Source organism: Fusibacter sp. (assembly GCF_057447755.1).
In genome coordinates this window covers 1-4724 of record NZ_JBVBZF010000275.1, presented here as the reverse complement: position 1 = coordinate 4724, position 4724 = coordinate 1, and the positions used below count along the sequence as shown (strand labels likewise).

The 4724-nt window shown below is 37.6% G+C and carries 3 protein-coding genes and 1 pseudogene; 1 reads left to right on the top strand and 3 read right to left on the bottom strand.

All coding sequences use genetic code 11. From position 1 onward, the window contains the following. Positions 1 to 234: 234 nt before the first annotated feature. Together pnpS and AC220I_RS18340 are read right to left on the bottom strand one after the other, a co-directional pair. The gene (gene pnpS, locus AC220I_RS18345; protein ID WP_486725314.1) at positions 235 to 2001 is read right to left on the bottom strand and encodes a two-component system histidine kinase PnpS; all 1767 of its coding nucleotides are present in this window, start codon (positions 1999 to 2001) and stop codon (positions 235 to 237) included. 47 nt (positions 2002 to 2048) lie between these two features. Continuing rightward, positions 2049 to 2747, bottom strand: coding sequence for a response regulator (locus AC220I_RS18340; protein ID WP_486725313.1), 699 nt, complete (start codon positions 2745 to 2747; stop codon positions 2049 to 2051). A 161-nt stretch (positions 2748 to 2908) separates the two neighbouring features. Here AC220I_RS18340 and AC220I_RS18335 point away from each other — a divergent pair, with 161 nt between their 5' ends. Further along, entirely contained in the window at positions 2909 to 4270 is a 1362-nt protein-coding gene (locus tag AC220I_RS18335; protein ID WP_486725312.1) for an MATE family efflux transporter, read from the top strand. A 223-nt stretch (positions 4271 to 4493) separates the two neighbouring features. On the opposite strand, the pseudogene AC220I_RS18330 reads toward AC220I_RS18335, so the two are convergent. Continuing rightward, a pseudogene (locus AC220I_RS18330) lies at positions 4494 to 4724 on the bottom strand (hypothetical protein); the annotation flags it as partial.

Genomic DNA, 4724 nt, shown 5'->3' with positions numbered 1-4724 from the left:
TGCTCAAAGCTGGATAAGGCCTAATGATATGCAACAAAAAAGCACACATGGTTTATCCATGCGTGCTTTCGCTTCTTATGATGTGCTTTAGTTTTGTATTATTTGCTTTTGTTTGGTATTATTTGCTTTCGCTTTTTATTATGTGTCTTCACTTGCGACGATTCGCCTTAGCTTGCTATCATGTGCCATGGCCTGTTACTAAATGCCTTTGCTGTGTCATAAGGCCTAAGTTATTTATCGACTCAATTTATCCATGACAATTTTGTTGGGTAGGAGGATCTCAAAAGTGGTGCCCTGCCCCGGTGTACTCTCCACGGATATTTTTCCCTTATATAAAAGGACAATATGCTTGACGATAGATAAACCTAGACCTGTGCCACCTTGTGAACGACTTCTTCCTTTGTCCACTCTATAGAAACGTTCAAAGAGTCTCTCCTTATGAACTTCTGAAAAGCCAATACCGGTATCGCGTACGAGAATCTGAATCCAAGGATTTTTCTCTGTAATGGTGACCTCTACCCGGCCTTTTTCAGTGTATTTTATGGCATTATCAATGAGGTTAATAAACATTTGCTTTATGCGGTCTCTGTTGGCATTGATGATAAACTCACCATTGACATTGGATTTTAACACCAATTTCTTTTCATCAGCCTTATATTTTAGCATTTCAAAAACATCTTCTAAAACTTCTTCAAGATGTGCTTCAGACTGGTCACTCTCTCGATCCATACTTTCAATTTCAGAAAGAAGTAAAATATCAGTAATCAATCGATGTAAACGATCTGATTCAATCTCTATGATATCAAGGAATCTCATGGCAGTGTCGTGATCCTTAATAGCACCTTGTTTTAGTGTGTCTACAAAACCTTTGATGGAAGTTAAAGGTGTTTTAAGCTCATGGGAGACATTCGATACAAAATCACTTCGCATCTGCTCTAATTTTCGAATTTGTGTGACGTCTTGAATAACGACGATGCTGCCAATAATTTCACTATTTGCTGTACGAATAGGATTGATGTAAATCCTTAAAATCTTATCAAGGTGGACATACTGTAACTCTTTAATCTGAGAAATGCCCTGTTTCATGGAAATTTCCACCATTTCAGCAACTTCATCATTTCGAATGATTTTATACATGGACTCATTTTCCACGACATAATCTTCTGGTAAATTCAATATTTCAAAACTGATCTTATTGATCATTAAAATATTTCGATTTTTATCTATGGCAATAATGCCATTGATCATGCTGTTTAAGATTGACTCAAGTTCAATATTACGGCTTGTAATATCCCTGATGGACTTTTCAAGATTTTTACTCATCAGATTGAAGGAATCCGTTAAGAGTCCAATTTGATCCTTTGACTGGTTGTAGATTTTCTTGCCATACTCCCCATTTGCGATTAAATTTGCTGCTTCTGTCAACTGATATAGGGGGCCAGTAATTCTTCGTGTAATAATGAAGGAAATAAAAACAGCCATCAAGGCCGTAAAGATAATGGCCATAACTGAATAACTTCTCACGGTCTTGGTAATCGAGTCAATATCAATCAATGGTTTTGATATTCTGATGAAATAATTAGCCCCTTCAATGTTTGTCTTTTGTGCTACATATAAGTAATCGGTCTTTAGGGTATTGCTAAATCGCTTAGCGGTTGCCGGTTGACCCGTTTCATTTGTCTCAATAATTTCTTCTCTGTTGAGGTGATTGTTCATCACTTTAGGATCTTCATCAGAATCGGCTAAGACAATACCTTCCCCATTTATAATGGTTACTCTGGCGTTTACCCGATCATGTATATCCTCACAAAATGCCTGAAAATCAAAGTTGCTTTGATATGAAGCCTTTAATAAATCCTCAGTCATTCTCACTTCATTGGTCAAATTTGTTTCATGCTGAATAAGCATAGCACTGATCAATGAGTTATTTGTAATCATCACGAAAGAGAAGGTCAAAATTGTGATGACGATAATAAAAGTTCCCAAAATCTTTTTTCTCATTTAATGCTCCTTGTAGTCATGTGGAAGAATATCATATTTTTAGATGCCTATTGTTTGAACTTATAGCCAATACCACGCACGGTTAAAATAAGTTCTGGATTCTTGTCATCCTCTTCAACTTTTTTGCGAAGCTGTCTGATATGAACATCTACAGTTCTCGTTTCACCAACATAATCATAACCCCAAATGGATTCGAGAAGTTCTTCCCTTGTATAAACTCTTCCTGGTGATTTCATCAATTTCTCAAGGAGTTCGAACTCTTTTAGGGTCAATATAAGCTCAAGGCCATCTTTGAAAATCTGATGTGTCTCAGTATTGATGGATAAGCCCTCTTTATTGATTACTAGATTCGTGCTTGCAGGTTGGTCTCTAAGCTCAGCTCTTCTCAAAACGGCTTTGACTCTCGATATAAGCTCTCTGGTTCTGAAGGGTTTACCGATGTAGTCATCCGCACCCATTTCAAGCCCAATTACAGCATCAATTTCTTCATTCTTAGCAGTGAGCATAATCACAGGTAGTCTTGAAAATTCCGATTGCCTAATTCTACGTAAAACTTCAATTCCGTCAATACCCGGCAACATTAAATCCAAAATGACGCCGTCAAGGGTTTGTGTTTCAATGAGTGCCATCGCTTCTTCGCCCGATTCCGCTTGGATTACATCAAAACCATTGCTTTCCAAATTGTACTTTAAAAGCTCTAAAATATGGATTTCGTCATCTACTATTAATATCTTATTCTTTTTCATCTAATCACCTCTATATAATATTGCCCATTCCTACATGAAACATTATACAAGTCCATTGTATAATAGATTGCAAATCAAACACAAGGAAATTTAAAATTCTTTATCTTGCAGACTATAAAATGTATAATCTATTTAGGGTTACTAACATTATAGGAGGCATCATGATTTCACTTCGTTACAAGCAAAACAAAACCTTTTATCAGACCTTGTTTGGCATTGCCATTCCAATCGTTCTACAACAGATGATTTCGGCGTCACTCAATCTGGTGGACAATGTCATGATCGGCAGACTTGGCGCAACAAATATTGCCGCTGTAGGACTGGCTAATCAAGTTTTCTTTTTAATGACACTCATGTTATTTGGAACTTATAGCGGTGTTAGCATTTACATAGCACAATATTGGGGAAACAAGGAACTTGAAAAAATTAAACACGTCATGGTCATTGGCATATCATTCGGCTTAATTGTTTCCAGTATCTTTTTGGGCATGTCCTTCTTTAATGCCACTGGAATATTGGACCTTTTTTCAAATGATCCTGCTGTGATACTCTTGGGTTCCAAGTATCTTAAAATTGTGAGCATGAGTTATGTATTGACCGCACTTAGTTTTTCATATGGATTTTCTTCCAGAAGCATCGGGAGAGCCAAGCTTCCAATGTACGCAAGTGCTTTCTCTTTGATTCTCAATACGATTTTGAACTACGCCTTAATTTTTGGTCATTTTGGCTTTAAGGCTTATGGTGTCGAAGGGGCCGCAATTGCAACACTCATCGCAAGAATTGTAGAGCTTAGCATCATACTTTATAACATTTATACCGGTAGTCCTGTGCTTGCCGTTAAGTTTAAAGACTTTTTCAAGGTTAAATTCGAGACTGTTAAGCAAGTTTTTAAGACAGCTTTCCCAGTAATCCTAAACGAAACCTTTTGGGCACTGGGTATGACCACCTATGCCTATGTCTATGCTCATATTGGCACAGATGCCATGGCCTCTGTACAGATTTCCAACATCATCAACAGCCTCTTTATGGTGGCGAGCTTTGGCCTTGGCAATGCTTCCTCTGTTATGCTTGGCAACCTCTTAGGCGCTAACAAGATTGATGAGGCCATAGATTACAACACAAGATTTCTGACACTTTCACTCTTGTTGGGGGCTTTTATTGGTCTTTGTATTATTATTTCAGCACCCTTTATGATTCATACATTTTTCAATCTCACGCCAGAGGTAAGTCGAATTACAGTGAATACAATGCGCATTATGGCCCTTTTTATGCCCTTTAAATTTTACAGCACCATTATCATCATTGGCACATTCAGAAGCGGCGGTGATACCATGTTTTCAATGCTCCTTGAAGTGAGCTGCGTCTGGCTAATTGGTGTACCACTTGCCTTTTTCAGCGGTTTTGTCCTCCACTTTCCTGTTTATTATGTTGTGGCCATGGTCTCACTCGAAGAGGTTACAAAGGTCATTTTAGGTACACCACGCGTGCGCTCAAAAAAATGGGCAAAGCGTATTATCACATAAGCTAAGACATACATTCTTTTAACCCTAAAACCTTTTTACCGTTACTCTTCTGATTTAACCACTTTTCACAGGTTGATCATCCTCGCTCTAGGCAAGATGAAGACGAATGCTCTATAAAAAAAGGACCTTATCCTTTAAGGTCCTTTTATGTGTTCCCGAATCTACAAATGAGCATCAAATAGTGGGTGTTATCAAATATTTAGTTCTATCTAGGACTTCTTCATTACAACCAATTCAACTTAATCTTGACACATTCCTGACCGTGACAATTATGGAGGATATGTCTTGTTTCAAGGCCATCAACTTCTGTAAACACACTAATGGTCTCATCAATGAAAACCTCTTTTTTATAGATGACTTGTAATCGACTTGGTGACTTTTCCTTAATATACTCATAAGGCAAGCTGTCTAGTGCCCACTTGAGATAAGATACATTATTGACATGTTGATTAAT